18 protein-coding genes are annotated in these 20034 nt (G+C 64.0%); 11 read left to right on the top strand and 7 right to left on the bottom strand.

Going from position 1 to position 20034, the window contains the following annotated elements:
* The first annotated feature begins 121 nt into the window (after positions 1-121).
* Positions 122-991, top strand: a complete 870-nt coding sequence (locus WBF69_RS02225) for an urea transporter (RefSeq protein ID WP_424260764.1) — start codon at positions 122-124, stop codon at positions 989-991.
* A gap of 38 nt (positions 992-1029) precedes the next feature.
* Here WBF69_RS02225 and WBF69_RS02220 read toward each other — a convergent pair whose 3' ends face one another.
* From WBF69_RS02220 to WBF69_RS02205, 4 genes are all read right to left on the bottom strand, one after another.
* Positions 1030-2727 carry a cbb3-type cytochrome c oxidase subunit I gene (locus WBF69_RS02220; RefSeq protein ID WP_424260762.1) on the bottom strand — a complete coding sequence of 566 codons (1698 nt, stop codon included), beginning with the start codon at positions 2725-2727 and terminating at the stop codon, positions 1030-1032.
* A 13-nt stretch (positions 2728-2740) separates the two neighbouring features.
* Positions 2741-3700 carry a c-type cytochrome gene (locus WBF69_RS02215; RefSeq protein ID WP_424260760.1) on the bottom strand — a complete coding sequence of 320 codons (960 nt, stop codon included), beginning with the start codon at positions 3698-3700 and terminating at the stop codon, positions 2741-2743.
* Positions 3697-3957: a hypothetical protein gene (locus tag WBF69_RS02210; RefSeq protein WP_424260758.1), complete on the bottom strand. Its 261-nt coding sequence runs from the start codon at positions 3955-3957 to the stop codon at positions 3697-3699. The genes WBF69_RS02215 and WBF69_RS02210 overlap by 4 nt, the downstream gene beginning before the upstream one ends.
* A 326-nt stretch (positions 3958-4283) precedes the next feature.
* Positions 4284-5192 (bottom strand): YicC/YloC family endoribonuclease, encoded by a 909-nt coding sequence (locus WBF69_RS02205; RefSeq protein WP_424260756.1) that lies wholly within the window; start codon positions 5190-5192, stop codon positions 4284-4286.
* A gap of 71 nt (positions 5193-5263) precedes the next feature.
* Here WBF69_RS02205 and rph point away from each other — a divergent pair, with 71 nt between their 5' ends.
* The 6 genes from rph (at position 5264) to ntrC (ending at position 11945) form a co-directional block, all read left to right on the top strand.
* Complete coding sequence (rph, locus tag WBF69_RS02200; RefSeq protein ID WP_424260754.1) at positions 5264-6016, top strand: ribonuclease PH; 753 nt, start codon at positions 5264-5266, stop codon at positions 6014-6016.
* On the top strand, positions 6013-6627 hold the full coding sequence (gene rdgB, locus WBF69_RS02195) for an RdgB/HAM1 family non-canonical purine NTP pyrophosphatase (RefSeq protein WP_424260752.1): 615 nt from the start codon (positions 6013-6015) through the stop codon (positions 6625-6627). Before rph ends, rdgB begins: the two co-directional genes overlap by 4 nt.
* Positions 6628-6637: 10 nt before the next feature.
* A complete protein-coding gene (hemW, locus tag WBF69_RS02190) occupies positions 6638-7858 on the top strand; it encodes a radical SAM family heme chaperone HemW (protein ID WP_424260750.1) in 1221 nt (406 codons plus the stop codon).
* Between the two features lie 218 nt (positions 7859-8076).
* Positions 8077-9489: a type I glutamate--ammonia ligase gene (gene glnA, locus WBF69_RS02185; protein WP_424260748.1), complete on the top strand. Its 1413-nt coding sequence runs from the start codon at positions 8077-8079 to the stop codon at positions 9487-9489.
* A 12-nt stretch (positions 9490-9501) separates the two neighbouring features.
* Positions 9502-10455, top strand: a complete 954-nt coding sequence (gene glnL / locus WBF69_RS02180) for a nitrogen regulation protein NR(II) (RefSeq protein WP_424260746.1) — start codon at positions 9502-9504, stop codon at positions 10453-10455.
* Positions 10452-11945 (top strand): nitrogen regulation protein NR(I), encoded by a 1494-nt coding sequence (gene ntrC, locus WBF69_RS02175; protein ID WP_424260744.1) that lies wholly within the window; start codon positions 10452-10454, stop codon positions 11943-11945. Before glnL ends, ntrC begins: the two co-directional genes overlap by 4 nt.
* A gap of 24 nt (positions 11946-11969) precedes the next feature.
* Here ntrC and WBF69_RS02170 read toward each other — a convergent pair whose 3' ends face one another.
* The 3 genes from WBF69_RS02170 to WBF69_RS02160 are packed head-to-tail and all read right to left on the bottom strand — an operon-like array spanning position 11970 to position 15472.
* Positions 11970-12758, bottom strand: a complete 789-nt coding sequence (locus WBF69_RS02170) for an ABC transporter ATP-binding protein (protein ID WP_424260742.1) — start codon at positions 12756-12758, stop codon at positions 11970-11972.
* Between the two features lie 11 nt (positions 12759-12769).
* Entirely contained in the window at positions 12770-14377 is a 1608-nt protein-coding gene (locus tag WBF69_RS02165; RefSeq protein WP_424260740.1) for an ABC transporter permease, read from the bottom strand.
* Between the two features lie 51 nt (positions 14378-14428).
* Positions 14429-15472, bottom strand: coding sequence for a Fe(3+) ABC transporter substrate-binding protein (locus WBF69_RS02160; protein ID WP_424260738.1), 1044 nt, complete (start codon positions 15470-15472; stop codon positions 14429-14431).
* Between the two features lie 250 nt (positions 15473-15722).
* On the opposite strand from WBF69_RS02160, the gene WBF69_RS02155 reads away from it, so the two are divergent.
* From WBF69_RS02155 to WBF69_RS02140, 4 genes are all read left to right on the top strand, one after another.
* On the top strand, positions 15723-16499 hold the full coding sequence (locus WBF69_RS02155) for a ferredoxin--NADP reductase (protein WP_424260736.1): 777 nt from the start codon (positions 15723-15725) through the stop codon (positions 16497-16499).
* 70 nt (positions 16500-16569) lie between these two features.
* Positions 16570-16956 carry a Rid family detoxifying hydrolase gene (locus WBF69_RS02150; RefSeq protein ID WP_424260734.1) on the top strand — a complete coding sequence of 129 codons (387 nt, stop codon included), beginning with the start codon at positions 16570-16572 and terminating at the stop codon, positions 16954-16956.
* Positions 16957-16978: 22 nt separating this feature from the next.
* Positions 16979-19042, top strand: coding sequence for an ATP-dependent DNA helicase RecG (recG, locus tag WBF69_RS02145; RefSeq protein WP_424260732.1), 2064 nt, complete (start codon positions 16979-16981; stop codon positions 19040-19042).
* A gap of 25 nt (positions 19043-19067) precedes the next feature.
* Positions 19068-20024 (top strand): LysR substrate-binding domain-containing protein, encoded by a 957-nt coding sequence (locus WBF69_RS02140; protein ID WP_424260730.1) that lies wholly within the window; start codon positions 19068-19070, stop codon positions 20022-20024.
* Positions 20025-20034 lie beyond the last annotated feature (10 nt).

Here is a 20034-nt window from a genome sequence, read left to right as displayed (position 1 = left end):
GAGGGGGGATCGCCCATGAATCGCATATGGCGGGTATATGCCAGGGGTGATGGAGAGAGGAGGCTGCAGGAGTACGATGGCGGATTTTCCGGCTCTGCCGCCCTTTGCTGGAGTGAGTGTCGTGACGGTTCGTGTGTTTGCCTGGACAACCGCGGTGAGCCAGCGGGTGCTGCGGGGCCTGTCTCAGGTGTTTCTGCAGGCGCATGCCGGGATGGGGGGCTGTCTGTTGGCGGCGGTTGCCTGGCAATCTCTGCTGTTGGCGCTGGGCTGCTTGCTGGGCGCGCTGGCCGGTACATTGTGCGGCCAGCGCCTGGGCGCTCGGGTGGATGCCGATGATGCGGGCCTGCATGGCTATAACGGGGCCTTGGTGGGGATCGGCGTACTGACCGTCTTGCCGCCCACGGGACTGGCCTGGGCGCTGGTGATCGTCCTATCCTGTCTGGCGACGTGGCTGGCTCAGGCATGGCGCCGTCATCTGCCGGTATCGCCCTATACGGCTCCCTTCGTCCTGATGATCTGGTTGCTGCAGGCCTTGATACCCTTGACGGGCTGGCTGACGGCGGATGTCGTGCCGCCGGGTCTGCCGGCGGATGGGTGGGGTGGCGTGGCGAACGCGGTATTGCGGGGTGTCGGCCAAGTCATGTTCCTGGCGGATCCCTGGGCTGGTGCCGTGTGTCTGCTAGGCTTGGCGTTGGCAGGCCCGCGTGTCCTTATCCGGGCGCTGCTGGCCAGCGCGGCGGCGTCTGGCCTGGCCTGGGCGGGCGGTTTTCCCGACGAGGCAGTGCTGCTGGGGCTGTATGGTTTCAATGCCGTCCTGCTGGTAGAAGCCGTGCATCAGGCGCTTCCCGGTCGGTTTTCCGCCCTCTGTCTGGGGGTGTGCGCGAGCCTGCTGTTCATGCGGGCATTCCAGTGGCTGGATTTGCCGCCCTTGACTGCGCCGTTCGTTCTGGCCACCTGGTTGACCTGCGGTGTGTATCGCGTGCGCCGGTAAGCCACAGGGCGGCTCGCAGGGCCGCCCTGTGAGGGTCCTCAGGTTTGAGCCACGGCTTCTTGTCCCAGGGCGACGGGCCTTGGCTGGATATCGGGTCGCGCCTGCAGCGCTGCCAGGAACCGCCAGACGAACAGCAATGTGATCAGCAGCAGTCCTGGGTAGCCCAGCCCCGCCAGCACATAGGGGATGGTGGGATCGCCCAGAGCCACGGATTCCAGATTGAAGCTCAGCAATCCCAGGGTGATGATGGCGCCGAAGATCCACATGCCCATCAGCCACAGACTGGCTTCGCTGCCGCGCAGGGTAGACCGCCAGCCGGTCAGGGGCGCCGTTCTGGCGCGGACAGGCAGGTCACGCGCTGCGGTCGAACTCTGCCGCAGGCCGAGGGTCAACAGATCGTAGACCAGCAGGCCGGCCCCTACGGCGAAGACCAGACCGAACAGCGGGATCAGGACCTTGAAGAACTGCATGGCTGGGAAGATCTGTCCGCCAAACCAGCTCAGCCCCATCGAACGGTATAGAAATACCTGGACCGTGCCGCCGATGGCAAAAGCGAAGGCGATGCCCAGCATGCCGGTCAGCACCAGCCAGAAGGCGACCCGTCCCAGGCGTTGGTCGAATTCCTTGACGCCGCGCAGCAGTGGCACGGCGTAGTAGGCCGCGGCAATACCCAACATGCCGAAGGTGCCGAACATGGCCAGGTGGGCATGGCTGGGCGTCACCCAGGTGCCGTGCGACCAGACATTGGTCAAGGCAAAGGTCATGGTAAAGCCCAGGATGCCGGCGCCGACCTGTTCCAACACCACCGAGCCCAGGATGAAATAGAAGGCCGGTGCGTTTTCAAGCGGGCGCTTGTCCTGGTGGGCGTCCAGATAGATGTGCCAGAAGCAGAACACCAGGGGCAAGGGTTCCAGGGCGCTGAACAGGGATCCCCAGAACTGCCAGAATTCGGGTGTGCCGATCCAGAAATAATGGTGCGCATTGCCGATCAGGCCCGACAGCCACACCATGGCGACACCCCAGAACACGGCGTAGCCGACTGCTTTGACTTCCGCCCTGAACATCAACACCAGCAGGAAACCTACCAGGCTGATGTGGATGACTTCCCAGACGCCTTCCACCCAGTAGTGCACGACATACCAGCGGAAATATTCCTGCATATCCAGACGGTCGATGAAAAATACGCCGAACAGCCAGACGAAGGTCAGAGCGGTGACGCCGATCGCCAGCCCCCAGTGGATTTCGTTCCAGTCACGACGCGGCGGAAAGGTGCGCAATACGACGTAGGCCAGGATGGCGAAGCCGATGAAAATCACGATATCGGCGGTGCGGCCTGCTTCTAGATATTCCAGTCCTTCCTGCAGCCAGGGCTGGCCTATCCACCAGCCGGCTATGCCATCCGCAGCCAGAGCCTGGGTGGCTACATTCCAGACGGTGACCGCGATCAAGGCGTAGAACAGAATGTGAATCAGCCAGGGGGCGGCCAGTTCACGGCGCGATAGCAAAGGGCCGACGAACAGGATGGTGCCGATAAAACCGGACAAGATCCAGAGTATTCCCAGATTGGTGTGTTCCGCCCGCAGGATATTGAAATTGGCAATGCCGGCGAGCAATGCAGGATCCGCGTGCTGGATGGCGATCAGCAGGCCGAACAGCATCTGGAACAGAAACAGGACCAGCATCAGCAGGAAGAATCGCAGACTCAGGCGCTGCGTGCGGTATTCGATCTTGATCATGATGGCTTCCCCGTCAAAGGCTGCGCAGATAGGCCACGATGGCCTTCATGTCGGACTCGTTGATCAGCGTGCTGTCATAAGGCGGCATCACGTGGGGCGGATAACCCGCCACCAGTTTGGCGTCGGGCTGGCGGATCGATTCGATCAGATAATTGTCATCCGCCGTCACCGAGGTGCCGTCCGCCAGTGCGACCGTGGAGTCGCTCAGACCGCCCCAGCCCGGTCCCACCAGGCGGTTCTGATCGGTCGCGTGACAGGCGACGCAGCCCAGCTCCCCGACCAGCCTTTTACCCAGCGCGACAGGGTCCTGAGCGTCGGCAGCGGCAGCGGCGGGGGCCGGCGCCGATGTCGGACCAGCAGCGGCGGCTGCGGCCACTGATTGCGCCGGGGCGGGCAGGCGCCGGTCGGTGTGCGGTTTCGGCGGCCAGCCTTCGGTGTTCATGGCGGAGGTATATTTCAGAAACGCCATCAGGGCTGTGATTTCGGACGCCTGTAGCGGCAGGTTGGGCATCAACGTGTGCCGGCCCCCGCGTTGCTGCACGCGCTCGGCGGCCCCTGGATAGCGGGTCAGGTATTCCTGCGGATCCGCTGTGCCCGCTTCTTTCTGGACCGTGGCGTTTTGCAGCTGCACCTGAATTGCGGTCGCCGTCGGCCAGCCCGCCGCCGAGGGCAGGAACGCCGCCAGCCATGCCGGCCCCGCGTCTGCATAGATGCGCGTCAGATCCGGGCCGAAGTAGGCTCCGTTACCCACGATGGTGTGGCAGCCCATGCAGTTATAGGCCTGAAAGACGCGTTTCCCCTGGACGGCATCGGCTTCGCCGTAATGGATGAGTGTGGGCAGGGCCTGCTGGCGCGATGGCAGGAATGACCACAGGGAAAGAATCAGGAAAATCGCCAGCATCAGGGCCAGGATGGCCAGCGCCGTGCGGCGTTTGGCGGTTTCCCGGCAGTCGGTTCCGTTCAGGCAGCTCATGAGCGTTTCTCCCCGGAAGAGGCGTCAGGAGCCGTTTCCTGTCGGCCCTGGCTGTCATGCAGGAACAAGGTGCGCAGACTGCCCAGGAAGGCATAGAAGACGTAGACCGCCAGGCAGTATCCCAGGATGAAATACAGCCACCAAAGGGCCGGGGATTCCGGCCAATATTCAAAGTCTCGCCAATAGGGCCAGGACAACAGAACACTGACCAGACTGGCCAGTGCGGATAAGACCAGATCAATGATGCGCTGCGCCATGTCTTCCTCCCCGATCGGGCTGATGGTCGGGCTAGTCTAGAAAGGTGGGCGAGGGGAAACGCAGATGCCCTTACTGGCGGCTTGGGGAATGCGCGCTACAGAACGAGCCCGGTTTGCAACAGACGTTGATTTTTAATATTGCATTGCAATGTCAGTTGCCGAGCCACGAGGAAGAGGGAAGTGCGGCACGACTGTGCACGCCGACATGGGATTATCGCAGATGAGAAATCATCACCTTGATTCGAATCAAGTCTGCAAGGAAACAGGGATTTTCCATTAGTCTGAGCATTCCAGAGGCGGGCGCACGCCGTATCCTGGACGGCGGATCACTCGATGTTCTGCGCCTGCTCGCGCATCTGCTCGATCAGCAGCTTCAGGTCGATGGCGGCCTGGGTCACAGTCAGGGCGGCGGCTTTGGAACCCAGGGTATTGGCTTCGCGATTCATTTCCTGGAACAGGAAGTCCAGGCGCTTGCCGCTGCCGCGCGTCGCCGAGGCATGGGCGCCGTTCAGGATATCGCGCAGTTCCTGCAGGTGCGAACGCAAGCGGGTGATTTCCTCGGCCACATCCACGCGCAGCCCGAACAGACTGGCTTCCTGGGCGATGCGGGCGGTCAGTTCGGCGCCGCTGATGGCGGAAAACCCTTCCGGACTGGCCGCCAGCAGAGCTTCGCGCAGCCGCTGGGCGATGCGGTCCTGATGCTGCCGCACCAGCTCGGGCAGCTCGGCCTGCACACGGTCCACAATGTCCGTGATGTCCTCGGCCATCTGCAGCATGGCCTGGGCCAGGCGGGCGCCTTCGCGTTCGCGGGCGGCCTGGAATTCCTTGAGAGCCTGGGTACAGGCCTGTTCGCACAGCGGTTGCCAGATTGCCGCATCCAGACCGCTGCGGGCCAGGCCTTCACGGGGCAGTTCGGCCAGGGTCGGGGCAGGCAGATCGGGGATATGGCGGCGCGCCCAGGCCAGTTGCCCGGCCAACGCCTGGACGGCGGCCTCGTCAAAGGGGCGCAGCGCATCTCGTTCAACGACGCTGTAGCTGAGCTTGATTTCGACCTTGCCACGCAGGGCATGGCGATTGACCAGCTCGCGCACGGCGCCTTCGGCGAAGCGCAGGTCCTCGGGGATCCGCAGGTTCAGGTCCAGAAAGCGGTTGTTGACGCTGCGCACTTCGGCGGCCAGGACACCCTGTTCGGCTTCCAGGCGGCTGGCGCCATAGGCAGTCATGCTACGGATCATCGGGGCGCTCTCGGGATTCTCTACAATAAGGGCGTCATTGTAGTCTGCTCCTTCAGCCTGGAAATCCACTCATGTCCGAATCCCCTCTATCCGTCTCCGCTGCCCGCCCCTCCGGGCGAGCGGCCAACGCTCTGCGTCCGGTTCAGCTGCTGACCGGCTATACGCGCCATGCCGAAGGGTCCGTGCTGGCTTGTATGGGCGATACCCGCGTGCTGTGTACCGCCAGCGTGCTGGAAAAAGTACCGCCGTTCCTGAAGGGCAAAGGCCAGGGCTGGGTGACGGCGGAATACGGCATGCTGCCGCGCGCCACGCACACCCGCGGCGAACGCGAGGCCGCCCGGGGCAAGCAAAGCGGGCGCACTCAGGAAATCCAGCGCTTGATCGGTCGCAGTCTGCGGGCGGTGTTCGATCTGCAGGCGCTGGGGGAACGTTCCCTGCACCTGGATTGCGACGTCCTGCAGGCCGATGGCGGCACGCGTTGCGCCAGCATCACCGGCGCCTGGCTGGCGGCGGCGCTGGCGGTGCGCGGCCTGCAGGCGCGCGGCTTATTGACGGCCAATCCTTTGCGCGGTCAGGTGGCGGCGGTCTCGGTGGGGCTGATCGGCGAAGCGGCTGTCCTGGATCTGGACTACGCCGAGGACTCGCAGTGCGATACCGACATGAATGTCGTCATGACCGGCGCCGGGGATTTCGTCGAAGTCCAGGGTACGGGCGAGGGCGGCAGTTTCCGGCGTCAACAGCTGGATGCCTTGCTGGATCTGGCCGATGGCGGGATCCGCCAACTGATCCAGGCCCAGTCCCTGGCCCTGGAGTCCGCGTCATGAAGCGCGTCGTCCTGGCGTCCAATAACCCCGGCAAACTCAAGGAATTTTCAGCCAGCCTGGCAGCGGCAGGGATCGACATGGTGCCCCAGGGCGCGCTGGGGGTCCCCGAGGCCGAAGAGCCGTTTGGCACCTTTGTGGAAAATGCTCTGGCCAAGGCGCGGCATGCCAGCCAAAGCACCGGCCTGCCCGCGCTGGCCGATGATTCCGGGCTGTGCGTCCGGGCCCTGGGCGGCGCGCCTGGCGTGCAATCGGCTCGATATGCCGCATCCGCCGATGGCACGCGCTCGGATGCGGCGAACAATGCGCGCCTGGTGGCCGATCTGGCAAACCAGCCGGACCGGCGCGGCTGCTACGTTGCCGTGCTGGTCTACATCCGCAGCGCCGACGATCCGCGTCCCATCGTCGTCGAGGGCAGCTGGGACGGCGAAATCCTGATGGCGCCCAGAGGCGCCAATGGCTTTGGCTACGATCCGTATTTTTATCTGCCCGATCTGGGCATGACGGCGGCTGAACTGCCGCTGGAACAGAAAAACCGGCTCAGTCACCGCGCGCGCGCGCTGCGCCAGTTGCTGCAGGCTTTGCGCAGCGAATACGGCGACTTGCCCTGCTGAAGGTGCTTCCATGAAAAAACTTGTCCGTGTACCGCAGGCCGAGCCAGCCAGCGATGGCCGTCCCGGCGTGCGAGGCCGGCCCGGTCTGGCGGCCTTGCCGCCGCTGTCCATTTATATCCACGTGCCCTGGTGCGTGCACAAATGTCCGTACTGCGATTTCAATTCGCACGAGCGCAACGGAGACATCCCGGAACAGGCCTATTTGCAGGCGCTGCAGGCAGATCTGGAACAAGCGCTGCCCGATGTCTGGGGGCGACAGGTGTCCACGGTATTTTTCGGCGGCGGCACCCCCAGCCTGCTGTCCGCCGATGCGGTAGACCAGATCATCAGCCTGCTGCGCGCGACGCTCAGCCTGCCGCCGGATGCGGAAATCACGCTGGAGGCCAATCCCGGCACGGCCGAGGCGGCCCGTTTCCAGGGCTATGCCAAGGCCGGCGTGAATCGCATTTCGCTGGGCATTCAAAGCTTCGACGATGACAAATTGAAGCGCCTGGGGCGCATTCACGATGCCGCTCAGGCCAAGGCGGCGATCGAGATGGCGCAGCGCGCCGTGGACCGTGTGAACCTGGATCTGATGTTCGCCTTGCCGCAGCAGACGTTGACCCAATGTGAACAGGACGTGCGCGAGGCGCTGGCGTTCGAGACCGGGCATCTGTCGCTGTATCACCTGACGCTGGAACCCAATACCGTATTCGCCAAATATCCGCCGCGACTGCCCGACGACGAACAGAGCGCGGTCATGCAGGATAGGGTGGCGGCCTTGGCCGAGGCCGCCGGATTCGAGCGCTACGAGGTATCCGCCTATGCGCGGCCCGGCCAGGTCTGCCAGCACAACATGAATTATTGGCAGTTCGGCGACTATCTGGGCATAGGGCCAGGCGCACATTCCAAGATTTCTTTTCAGAATCGCATCATTCGTCAGGCCCGTGCGCGCATGCCCGACGCCTGGATGCGCCTGGCTCAGGAACGCCAGGGCAAGCACATCGTCGAGCAGCGCGAACTCAATCATGGGGATCTGGGCTTTGAGTTCATGCTCAATGCCTTGCGATTGAAGCAGGGGGTCGAAGGCGGGCTGTTCATCGAACGCACCGGCCTGTCCTTGATGGCCATCTTGCCGGCCATGCGCCGCGCGGTGGATCGGGGCTTGCTGCAGCCGGGGCTGGACCGCGTGCAGGCCACTTCTCAGGGTTGGCGCTTTTTGAATGATTTGCAAATGGAATTTTTGCCCTGATGCGGTGCATCCTGTTTTAAAATGTGCACCAATTTGGTGCGTTTCGCCGTTGAATCAGGATCCTGCGCCTGGCTGGCGCGGGCAGCAGCGACGGCTCGCACGGTGCTCGATAGTTGGCACGGCATTTGCTTTATGAAAAACCGACGACGCCTCGCACCGTCGCACATGGCAAAGCCCCCGGGCTTGCATCCTTTTTATTTTTTGGCGCAGGAGCCCGTATGTCCACCCCTGAAAACGTCGTCCAGATGATTGTCGATCGCGAAGTCGCGTTCGTGGATTTCCGCTTTACCGATACCTTGGGCCGTGAGCACCACCTGACGGTGCCCGCCGGCCTGGTGGACGAAGACCGCATGGAATCCGGCGTGGCCTTCGACGGCTCTTCGCTGCCCGGCTGGAAGGGCATCGAAGCCTCGGACATGATTCTGGTCCCGGATGCCGCCACCGCCCGCATGGATCCCTTCCGCGAGGAAAGCACGCTGATCCTGACCTGCGATGTGGTCGAGCCTTCCGACCTGAAGGGCTATGACCGCGACCCGCGTTCCCTGGCGCGCCGCGCGGAAGCCTATCTGAAATCCAGCGGTCTGGGCGATACCGCCTATTTCGGCCCGGAACCCGAATTCTTCGTCTTTGACGGCATCAGCTGGAATTCCGATATGGCGGGCAGCTTCGTCAAGATCCATTCCAACGAAGGCGCCTGGTCCAATGCGGACGATGCCAACGGCACCAACCAAGGCTATCGGCCCGCCGTCAAGGGCGGCTACGTGCCCGTGCCGCCCATCGATTCTTTCGCCGACATGCGCTCCGAAATGTGCTTGTTGATGGAACAGATGGGCGTACCCGTCGAGATCCACCACCACGAGGTCGGCAACTGCGGCCAGCTGGAAATCGGCACCCGCTTTTCCACGCTGGTGCAGCGCGCCGACTGGACGCAGATCATGAAATACGTGATCCGCAACGTCGCCCACGTTTATGGCAAGACAGCGACCTTCATGCCCAAACCCGTCGTCGGCGATAACGGCTCGGGCATGCACGTGCACCAGTCGATCTGGAAGGACGGCCAGAACCTGTTTGCGGGCAACGGTTACGGCGGCCTGTCGGAATTCGCGCTGTACTACATCGGCGGCATCATCCATCATGCCCGCGCCCTGAACGCCCTGACCAATCCGGGCACGAATTCCTACAAGCGCCTGGTGCCGCACTACGAAGCCCCCGTAAAGCTGGCGTATTCGGCCCGCAACCGTTCGGCCTCGATCCGCATCCCCTACGTCAGCAATCCCAAGGCCCGCCGGGTGGAAGCCCGCTTCCCGGATCCTCTGGCCAATCCCTATCTGGCGTTTTCGGCGCTGATGATGGCGGGTCTGGACGGCGTGCAGAACAAGATCCACCCGGGCGACCCGGCAGATAAAAACCTGTACGATCTGCCGCCCGAAGAAGACGCCAAGATCCCGACCGTCTGCTCCTCGCTGGAACAAGCCCTGGAAGCCCTGGACCGCGACCGTGAATTCCTGACGCGCGGCGGTGTCTTCAGCAACGACTTGCTGGATGCCTACCTGCACCTGAAGGAAAGCGAACTCAATCGCCTGCGCGTGACGCCGCATCCCGTCGAGTTCGACATGTACTACGCCCTGTAAAAGGCCGTCCCCATGGATCCGTCCGGCTTCGAGCTGCTGCAAACGGCGGTGCTGTTGCTGGACGAATCCGAACGGATTGTGTACGCCAACAGCGCCGCCGAGGAACTGCTGGGGGCGTCCAGGCGGCAGCTGGTCGGGCAAAGTCCGGCGATCTTTCTCGGCGGCCTGACCAGCGTTTTGAAGACTCCGCTGTCGGGGCAGCCTTGGGCCTGGCTGCTGGAAATTCCGGTGCATCAGGCGGCCCGTTTCGACGACCAGCAGCAGGCGCTGGCCGATCAGGCCGCGCAACGCGAAACGCTGCGCAATCTGGCCCACGAGGTTCGCAATCCCCTGACCGGTCTGCGCGTGGCCGCGCAGTTGCTGGAGATGGAATTGGCCGACCGCAACCTGCAGGATTACACCCGGGTCATCATCGAAGAAGCCGATCGCCTGGCCAATCTGGTCGCCAGGCTGGTGTCGCCCCAGCGGCAGGACATCGAACCGCACTGCTTCAATGTGCACGAGATCTGCGAGCGGGCGCTGGCCCTGATCGAGCTGGAATTCGGCCAGCGGCTGACGCTGGTGCGCGATTACGATACCTCGGTGCCCGACATCGTCGCCGACCGCGACCGCCTGTTGCAAGCGCTGCTGAACGTGGTGCGCAACGGGGCGCAGGCCTTGACCGAGGCTGCGGATCTGTCCGCGCCTGTGCTGCAACTGCGCACGCGCATCGTGCACCAGCCAGTGCTGTTGCGCACCCCGCATCGCATGGGGCTGATGATCACGGTGATCGACAACGGCCCCGGCGTGCCCGAAGCCTTGCAAAACAAGCTCTTTCATCCCCTGGTGACGGGTCGCGCCCAGGGCACGGGGCTGGGGCTGAATCTGGCCCAGGCCTGCCTGCAACTGCATGGCGGCGTACTGGAATTCGATTCGCGGCCGGGTCATACCGAATTCCGTCTGCTGCTGCCTCTGGAGACGCCATGAAGCCTGTCTGGGTCCTGGATGACGAGCCCGGCATGCGCTGGGTGCTGGAACGCGCCCTGGGCAAGGCAGGCTGGGAGCCGCACTGCTTTGCCGACGGTGCAGCCCTGCTGGCGGCCCTGGACGATCTGGATGACCTGCAAGACCCGAAGCGTCCCGTCGTGCTGCTATCCGACGTCCGGATGCCAGGGATGGACGGCTTCGAGGTTCTGGCCGGAATTCGCGCCCGTCTGCCGGATCTGCCGGTCATTCTGATGACGGCCTATACCGATCTGGACACCACCGTCGCCGCATTTTCCCAGGGCGCTTTCGATTATCTGGCCAAGCCCTTTGATATCCAGGCGGCTATGGATTTGATCAGCCGCGCGGCGCAGGCGGCGAGGGACTCGACGACCGTCCCGTCCGCGCCTGAACAGGAAGCCGGTAGCCCGGTGGTGTCGGCGGACATCGAGCGCACGGAAGAAAGCGGCATGCTGCTTTCGCATTCGCCAGCCATGCAGGAAGTTTTTCGCGCCATCGGACGCCTGGCCCAGTCCAGCGTCACGGTGCTCATTACCGGCGAATCGGGCACCGGCAAAGAACTGGTGGCAAGAGCCTTGCACCAGCACAGCCGGCGCGCGGCTGGGCCATTCGTGGCGGTCAATGCCGCGGCGATTCCGCGCGATCTGCTGGAAGCCGAGCTGTTCGGCCACGAGCGTGGCGCTTTTACCGGCGCCGTCCAGATGCGCAAGGGCCGCTTCGAAGAGGCCGATGGCGGCACACTGTTTCTGGATGAGATCGGCGATATGCCCGCCGAGCTGCAGACGCGCCTGCTGCGTGTGTTGGCGGAAAACAGCTTTTACCGGGTAGGGGGCAGCCGTGCCATTCAGGTCGACGTCCGCATCGTGGCAGCCACGCACCAGCCCCTGGAAGACCGCGTGCAGGCCGGCCTGTTTCGCGCCGATCTGTTCCATCGCCTGAACGTCATCCGTTTGCGTCTGCCGGCCCTGCGGGCGCGGCGCGAAGACATCGAGACGCTGGCACGCCATTTTCTGGCGCGCAGCGCAGCCCAGCTGGGTGTGCCTGTGCGCACGCTCGACCCTGACGCCCTGCGGGCCCTGCAGCAGTTCGACTATCCCGGCAATATCCGCCAGCTGGAAAATATCTGCCAATGGCTGACCGTCATGACCGCCAGCCCCCAGGTGCACGCCCAGGACCTGCCGCCGGACATCCACGCGGACGGCGGCGCCCCTGGGGGGCGGTCAGACGCGGAGCCGCAAAATGACTGGCAGGCTGCTCTGGCCCACGAGGTTAGGCTCCGTTTGCAGCGGCAGGACCTTGATCTGACGGATGTCTTGCGGCAGGATTTTGAACGCGTGCTATTGCGCCAGGCCTTGGCGCTGGCGGGCGGGCAACGGGGACGGGCGGCGCTGATGCTGGGGATAGGCCGCAATACGCTGACGCGCAAATGCCAGGAATTGGGGCTGGATCCTCAGGAACCGCCGGGCGCCTGAGAAACAGCGTTCAGCCGGCTGCGGTCAGGCGGCGGCGCAGGCCGCAGGCGCGCCGCGCAGGCAGGCCTGGGTGCGTTGGGCCAGCAGCGCCTCGCGGCGGACGAAGGCCGATATTTCCGGGCTGACCGGATGATGATAGGTGTCGTAAGGGGTCGCCCATTGGATCAGGTGGCCTTGTTGCAGGATGCCGATCCTGTCGGCGACGGCAAAGGCTTCGGCCTGATTGTGGGTGACCACCAGCGCAGTGCTGCCGGCGGCCTTCAGCAGATCGCGCAGCTCGAACGCCAGTCGTTCCCGCGCATCGACGTCCAGATTCGAAAACGGCTCGTCCAGCAGCAGCAGGGCGGGGGCGGGCGCCAGCGCCCGGGCCAGCGCGACGCGCTGTTGCTGACCGCCGGATAGCTCGTGCGGATAGCGCTTGTCCAGGCCGCTCATGCCGACCAGAGCCAGCATGTCGTGGATACGCTGCCGCCGTTCGTGACTGGACTGGCGGCGCAGGCCAAAGCCCACGTTGTCGGCGATGTTCAGATGGGGAAACAGCGCATAGTCCTGGAACATCATGCCCACGCGCCGGAATTCAGGCGCCATGCAGCATTTCTGATCGGACAGCAGGCAGCCGTCCAGGCGGATCGTTCCGGCGTCCAGCGGTTCGAAGCCGGCGATGGCCCTGAGCACACTGGTCTTGCCGCACCCCGAGGCGCCCAACAGGCAGGCGATCTCGCCGCTGTCCAGAGACAGATTCAGATCTCGCAGGACGGTGTTGCGACCGTGATCTGTGGCGTAGCTCAGAGAGATGTGATCAAGTTCCAGCATATCGTGGTTTCTCAGGCGTTCGGGCGGTCAAGCAGCCGGGCCAGGATAAGGACAGGGATCAGGCCCGCGGCGACGATGCCCAGCGCCGCGATGGCGCCTTCTTCGTAAGACCCCCGGGCTGCTTCACCATATAACCAGGTGGCGAGCGTGTCAAAGTTTAAAGGGCGCAGCAGCAAGGTGGCCGGCAGCTCTTTCATGGCATCGACGAACACCAGCAATGCCGAGGCGATCAGGGCCGGGCGCAGCAGCGGCAGGTGCACGCGTCTCAAGGTGCCATGCACATTTTCGCCCAGCAGGCGGGCGGCCTGCTCAAAAGAAGGGGGAATCCGATCCAGCCCGGATTCCAGCGTTCCTACCGGGATGGTCAGAAAACGGATCACATAGGCCAGCGTCAGCGCGACGGGCGTGCCCAGCAAAATCAGGCCGACAGGGTCCTGACCCATGACGGTGCGCAGCCAGGCCAGGCCGTGTTCAGCCGCCATGATCGGAAACAGCAGCCCGATGGCCAGGACGGTGCCGGGCAGGGCGTAGCCCAGGGTCGCCAATCGGGGAAAGGCCCGCAGCCAGGCCGGGACGCGGTGCATAATGCGCCGGCTCCAGACCACGATCAGGCCGATTGCCAGGGCGGCGATCGTGGCCAACGCGGACACGCTGACGGTTTGCCAGGCCGCGTTCAGCAAAGCGGATGAGGGCCATAGCCCGGATCCCAGACGTTCCAGCGTCAGCGCCAGCAAATATCCTGCCGGCGCGACAAAGCCGATCAGGATCGGCACCAGGCAGAGCACGGTGGCCAGCCATCCGGCTGAACCGTGCAGCCGGCGCGGGTGGATGGCGGCGCTACGTCGGCTGCCCGTGTAGCGCAGATGGCGGCGACCGTGGCGCTCGATGGCGATCAGCGCCGTCACCAGCGCGAGCGCAACCAGCGCGATCTGCGCGGCGCCGGCCAGATCGGATCGCGTGACCCAGGTGGTGTAGATCGCCACCGTCAGGGTCTGGACGCCCAGAAATTCGGATGCGCCGATGTCATTCAGAGTTTCCAGCAGCACCAGGCACAGGCCGACGGCGATGGCCGGTCTGGCCATGGGCAGGGCCACACGCCAGAACGCTGCCCAGGGGCCATGACCCAGCAGGCGGGCGGCTTCCATCAGATGCGCCGCCTGATTGGCGAACATGCTGCGCGTCGTCAGATAGACGTAGGGATACAGGACAAACGCCAGCAACACGCTGGCCCCGGCCAGGCCGCGCACATCGGGCAGGCGGAATTCTCGCGGGCTGGAATAGCCCAGCAGGCCGCGGATGGCTTCCTGGACAGGACCGATGGGGTGCAAAATATCCAGGTAGGCGTAGGCGACGATATAGGTCGGCACGGCCAGCGGCAGCAACAGCCCCCAGGACAGCAGGGCGCGCCCAGGGAAATCATGGGCGGTCACCAGCCATGCGGCGCCTACACCCAAGGCGCCGGCCAGCAAGCCGACACCGGCCAGCAGGGTCAGGGTCTGAGCCAAGGCATCGGGCAACACGAACTGCAGCAGATGGCTCCAGTGTTCGCTGCCGCCCTGGGTGGCCTGGCCGACCAGCGCCAGGATCGGCGCCAGAACGGCCAGGGCGGCCACCAGCATGCCGGCATGCCATGGCCAAGACCTGATGTCGACTGCCGGCATCGCGGATGCCTACTGGTTCAGACCAGCGCGATCAACCAATTCGCTGGCTTGTTTGCGGTGACGGGCGATTTCGCCCAGCGGCAGGGTATCGATGTGCAAGGGGCCGAAGCTCTCGACGGTCGGGTCCAGCTTGACGCCTGCCTTGACCGGGTATTCGTAGTTGGCTTGGGCATAGAGGCTCTGCGCCTTGTCGGATACCAGGTATTCCAGCAGTTGAACGGCTTGCGTGCGATTGGGGGCATGCTGCGCCACCGATGCGCCGGAAATATTGACGTGGGTGCCTTGAGACGCCTTGAACGTCGGGCGGATGACGCGGATCGCGTCGCCCCAGCGGCGGGCATCGGTACCGGGCTCGGCATTCTTCATGCGACCGACATAATAGGCATTGGCGATGCCGACATCGCAGATCCCGCCCAGAATGTCGCGTGCCACATCGCGGTCGCCGCCGGTGGCCGCGCGCCCCAGATTGGCCTTCACACCCCGCAGCCATTGTTCGGTCGCCTCTGCGCCGTCATGGGCGATCATGGCAGCGATCATGGCCGTGTTGTAGGGATGTTGGCCGGAACGGATGCAGACCTTGCCCTTCCAGCGCGGATCGGCAAAGTCTTCATAGTTCATGGCCTGGATGTCCAGGTCTTTAGCGACATAGGCGACCCGGTCGCGCAGCGACAGGGTGAACCACTTGCCATCGGCACCCCGCAGGTGGGCGGGGATGGCGGATTCCAGGGCGGCGGACTGCACGGGCTGCGTGACGCCCCCATCGACCAGGTCCAGCAGATTGCCGATGTCCACCGTCATCAGGACGTCCGCCGGGGATTGTGCGCCTTCCGTGCGCACTCGCTCCAACAGGCCGTCCTTGACGAATACCGTATTGACCTTGACGCCTGTGTCCTGGGTAAAGGCGGCCAGCAGGGGTTCGATCAGTTTGGGCTCGCGCGTGGTATACAGATTGACTTCAGCCGCCATGGCCGCGCTGCCTGCCAGCAAGGGCAGTGCGACAGCCCACAGGGATAGGCGGCGAGCAAGGGCGGACGGATTGAAGCGATGCGTCATGGTCGTGGTTCCGTGAATTGGATACAATGAATGATAATGATTCTCAAAATCAGCACGAAAATTTAGCATGTCGAAGGGCCGAAAGCAAGCGCACCACGCTACAATGCCCTAAAAACAACCGCCGTTGCCCGCTGTCGGCCCATGATCTTGCGCCAGATCAAGAAACCTCCCGCCTATACGGGGTTATCCTGGTTTTTGACAGCCTGCGCTGTACCATTTCCATTCCTCTGAATTCCACTCGACCTTTCTCATGGCCGCTTTTCTTTCCGAACATGTCCTCAGCGTGCATCACTGGAATGACACGCTGTTTTCCTTCAAGACCACCCGTGATCCCGGTCTGCGTTTTCACAACGGTCATTTCGTCATGCTCGGCCTTGAAGTCGAAGGCAAGCCGTTGATGCGCGCCTACAGCATCGCCAGCGCCAACCACGAGGAAAACCTGGAATTCTTCAGCATCAAGGTCCCCAACGGTCCGCTGACGTCCCGGCTGCAGCATCTGCAACCCGGCGATGCCGTGCTGGTCAGCAAGAAACCGGTCGGCACCCTGGTCGTGGACGATCTGAAGCCGGGCCGCCATCTGTATTTGTTCGCGACCGGCACGGGCCTGGCGCCCTTCATGAGCATCATCAAGGATCCCGACGTCTACGACCGCTTCGACAAGGTCATCCTGATGCACGGGGTGCGCTTCATCAGCGAACTGGCCTATGCGGACTACATTACGCGCGAACTGCCGCAGGATGAATTCCTGGGCGAACTGGTGCGGGACAAGCTGATTTACTATCCCAGCGTGACCCGCGAACCCCACGAACACCAGGGGCGCTTGACGACGCTGGTGGAAAGCGGTCAGCTTTTCCAGGATATCGGCCTGCCGCCGTTGGACCCCGCCACCGATCGCGCCATGATTTGCGGCAGCCCCGCCATGCTGGCCGATATCCGGGCCATGCTCGATGCGCGCGGCTTCGTCGTCTCTCCTGGCGTCGGCGAACCCGGTGATTACGTGTTCGAGCGCGCCTTTGCCGAAAAATAATCCCACTTTTATTTTTTGCTATTGATCAGTAAACTCTGATAGTTATAAAACTCACTCAGGGAAGTCCATCATGAGCAAGACCATCATCCACTCCGACGCTGCGCCGGCCGCCGTGGGTCCGTACTCTCAGGCAGTCGCCACCACGTCGGGCCGCCTGGTCTTCCTGTCGGGGCAGATCGGGCTGGAACCCGGCACCGGCGAACTGGTCTCGGAAAACTTCGAAGGCCAGGTGCGCCAGTCTTTCGCCAATATGCAGGCAGTCATCGAGGCCGCTGGCGGTTCTTTGGACAACATCGTCAAACTGACCTTGTTCCTGACGGACCTCAGCAAATTCGCCAGCGCCAACGCCATCATGGCGGAAATCATTCCCCAGCCCTATCCGGCGCGCTCCACTCTCGGAGTCGCCAGCCTGCCCAAGGGCGCCCAGTTCGAAGTCGAGGCCATTCTGGCGCTTTGATTGCGTCTCCCGGATCGCCGTCATGGCTTCGGTCGGCGCTACCCGGGCGCCCAAGCGCTCGGGACAGCCATCCGCCAGTACACAGGCACGCCTGTTCGAACGCCTGGGCCTGCGCTCACCAGCGGATTTCATCGTCCATCTGCCGTTGCGCTACGAGGACGAAACCCGCGTCACGCCCATCGCCCAGGCCAGGCCGGGGGTCTATGCCTTGTTCGAGGGCGATGTCCTCGACAGCGACATCCGGCTCAGACCGCGTCGTGAACTGTATGCCACGCTGGCCGACGAGACTGGTCAGTTGCAGTTGCGCTGGCTGCATGTCTATCCTGGGCAGCAGGCGCGGCTGCGGGCCGGGCGCCGCATCCGCATCCGCGGAGAAGTCCGTCTAGGCTACCAGGGGCTGGAGATGATCCATCCCTTGGTGACGGAACCCGGCACGCCTCTGCCGGACACCCTGACGCCTGTTTATCCCACGACGCAGGGCCTATCCCAGGCCAGCTTACGAAAGGCCATCGCGCGGGCGCTGGACCAGGCCGACCTGGGCGACACGCTGCCCGAGGCGGTGCGCCAGGCCTATGATCTGGCGGATTTCGAGACGTCCCTGAGGCTGTTGCATCATCCGGGGCCGGAGATTTCCCTGGCGTCGCTGGCGGAACACGAACATCCAGCCTGGCGGCGCATCAAATTCGACGAACTGCTGGCGCAGCAACTGGCCCTGGCCAATGCCAGAGCCGCGCGGCGCGCCATGCGCAGCCAGCCCTTGACGGGCGACGGGCAGCTCAGCCGGCAGTTGCGAGCTGCTTTGCCGTTTAGTCCCACGGCGGCGCAGGAACGCGCCATTCGCGAGATTCAGGCCGACCTGAGTTGCGCGCATCCCATGCACAGGCTGTTGCAAGGCGATGTGGGCAGCGGCAAAACTTTGGTGGCCGCCTGGGCTGCCGCGCAGGCTATCGATGCCGGCGCTCAAGTAGCCGTCATGGCGCCCACCGAGATTCTGGCGGAACAGCTATGGCGGAAATTTTCTGAATGGTTCGAACCCCTGGGCGTGTCCATCGCCTGGCTGACGGGCGCTCTGCCGGCGGCCAAACGCCGCCAGGCGCTGCAGGATATCGCTTCTGGGCAGGCCCGGTTGGCCATCGGCACCCAGGCGCTGATCCAGGACAAAGTGCAGTTCCAGGCGCTGGGGCTGGTGATCAGCGACGAACAGCACCGTTTCGGCGTCGGTCAACGCCTGGCGCTCAACCGCAAGGGCGACATGCTCGCGCAGGTACCGCACCAGCTCAGCATGAGCGCCACCCCGATTCCGCGCACCCTGGCCATGGCCTTTTTCGCCGACATGGACGTCTCGGTCCTGGACGAACTGCCGCCGGGCCGCACGCCGGTGCGCACCCGCTTGTTTGCGGATCAGCGGCGCGATGAAGTGCTGATGCACGTGGCCGCCGCCGTGCGCGAAGGGCAACAGGCGTACTGGGTGTGCCCCCTGGTCGAAGAAAGCGAAGCCCTGCAACTGCAGACCGCGGTCGATACGTGGGAACATCTGCGGGCCGAACTGCCGGATCTGAGCATCGGCCTGATGCACGGGCGCCTGCCCGCACAGGAAAAAACCGACACCATGACGGCCTTTCGCAGAGGCGAACTCGACCTGCTGGTCAGCACCACCGTGATCGAAGTCGGGGTGGATGTGCCCAACGCCAGCCTGATGGTGATCGAGCACGCCGAGCGCTTCGGTCTGGCCCAGCTGCATCAGTTGCGGGGCCGGGTGGGGCGCGGGGCGCGTGAATCGACGTGCGTCTTGCTGTACCAGCCGCCGCTGTCCGCTCTGGCCAGAGAACGTCTGCGCGCCCTGTATGAGACCACGGACGGCTTCGAAATCGCCCGGCGCGACCTGGCGCAGCGAGGGCCCGGCGAACTGCTGGGGGTGCGCCAGTCGGGGCAGACGCTGCTGCGCTTTGCCGATTTGAATGAGGACGAAGATCTGCTGGACCAGGCGCGGGCCGCCGCCGGCTGGCTGGCCCGCGATTTTCCGGATGCGGCCCAGGCGCACCAGCAGCGCTGGATGGCCGGCGCCACTCAGTATCTGCGCAGTTGAGATCACACAATAAAACGGGGATGTCATGACTCTGACCGAATTGAAATACATCGTCGCCGTGGCGCGGGAACGCCATTTCGGTCGGGCTGCCGAGGCCTGCTTCGTCAGTCAGCCGACCTTGTCCGTGGCCATCCGCAAGCTGGAAGAAGAACTGGGGGTAGTGCTGTTCGAACGCGGCGGCGCCGAGATCGGCATCACGCCCATCGGTCTGCGGGTGGTGGCCCAGGCGCAAAAGGTATTGGAAGAGGGCGCGAATCTGCGTGAAATCGCCCGCCAGGGACACGACCCGCTGGAAGGCCCGCTGCGCGTGGGGGTGATCTACACGATCGGCCCCTATTTGCTGCCGCATCTGGTGCCGGAGCAGATTCGCCGCACGCCGCAGATGCCGTTGCTGCTGCAGGAAAACTATACGACGCGGCTGCTGGAACTCCTGCGCCAGGGCGAAATCGACTGCGCCATCGTGGCGCTGCCGCTGCCGGAAACCGGTCTGGCGCAATGCGCTCTGTATGACGAGCCTTTTTATGTCGCTCTGCCGCACGATCACCCCTGGGCGCATGAAAAACGCATCGCTTCGCAGCGCCTGAAAGAAGAAACCATGTTGCTGCTGGGAGCCGGCCACTGCTTTCGCGACCAGGTGCTCGAGGTCTGCCCGGAACTGTCCCGTTACTCGGCATCCAGCGAAGGCATCCAACGGACCTTCGAAGGCTCGTCGCTGGAAACCATTCGACATATGGTGGCAGCCGGGATCGGCATCACCGTGATGCCGGCGAGCGCCTTGGGCATGCAGGGCGCCGAGAGCAAGCTGCTGCGCTTCATTCCGTTCGCACCGCCAGCGCCTGACCGGCGAGTGGTCCTGATCTGGCGCAAGAGCTTTCCCCGGCTGGCGGCCATCGAGGCGCTGGTCGAGGCCATCCGAGGCTGCGGCATGCCCGGCGTCACGATGGCGCAAGACCCGATCGCGGCTGCCGTGGCGGTGGATTGACCTGAGGCAA

This window comes from Castellaniella sp. (genome assembly GCF_049673105.1).
In the GTDB taxonomy this organism is placed as follows: Bacteria; Pseudomonadota; Gammaproteobacteria; order Burkholderiales; family Burkholderiaceae_B; genus Castellaniella.
This window is presented reverse-complemented; position numbering and strand designations above follow the sequence as displayed.